1 protein-coding gene is annotated in these 808 nt (G+C 53.2%); it reads right to left on the reverse strand.

The window, feature by feature from the left end:
* On the reverse strand, window positions 1-808 hold an 808-nt coding region (locus FLO80_RS22965; RefSeq protein ID WP_188078396.1), incomplete at both ends, for a hypothetical protein.

Genomic DNA, 808 nt, shown 5'->3' on the forward strand with positions numbered 1-808 from the left:
CGTGGTCATCCAGGCGTTGAATGTAGCCACGGGTCCGGGGGATTTGTCGTGATAGCATGTAGTCCTGTTTGGCTTTGGCCTGGAGGTCCGGGATCTCGTCTGCACCAACGAAATTGGATGTGGCGGGCAAATCGACCCCCACTATCGTTGTTGCGGCCATCGCCATGAGCAGCTTCAAGGCTCGAACACGTCGATAATCCACGATGAAGCTGTCATGCACCCCAAGCACCGGGATACCAAGGTTCGTGGTCCTCGAAAGCACCTGATCAGATATCTGACTGTCGAGGTACATCAGGTGGATGCCGTAATCCTCAGACAGTTTTCTTTTCATGAACGGATGCTTGTCGATGATTGCGTCCATCACCTGCGACAGTTCCGTGTTGGTGAGGTGTTTCGCCATATGGCCCGTTGGCCAGCCTTCGCGAAAGGAATTGTACGCAGACCTACGATTCTTGGCATTTATGGCCTTGAGCAACAACGTCTTGATGATCTGGCGCTGAAGCTTCTCTGGTGTTCCAGGCACCGTATTGCGCGGCAAGGTATAGGGATCACCACAAATTGTCTCACCCGCCTGTGATGCCAACAGGTGAAGGTGCATGCCCTGAAAGTCGACCTCCACCGTTGGAGCATCATTGATGAAGATCTGGTTTCGCCAGTCAGAGCTGTGAACAGGCGTGCAAAATTGACCCCGTAGCGGGGTAATCGGCGTCCAAAAGTGACCCCCCTGATATTTCTGTTTTGATGCTTCCTCAGATGCATGAGGGAGCGAGTTGGGGATGTTGGTTGTGGAGACGATTGCGAAGATCAG

Source organism: Aquicoccus porphyridii, from assembly GCF_008369105.1.
Classification (GTDB): Bacteria; Pseudomonadota; Alphaproteobacteria; order Rhodobacterales; family Rhodobacteraceae; genus Aquicoccus; species Aquicoccus porphyridii.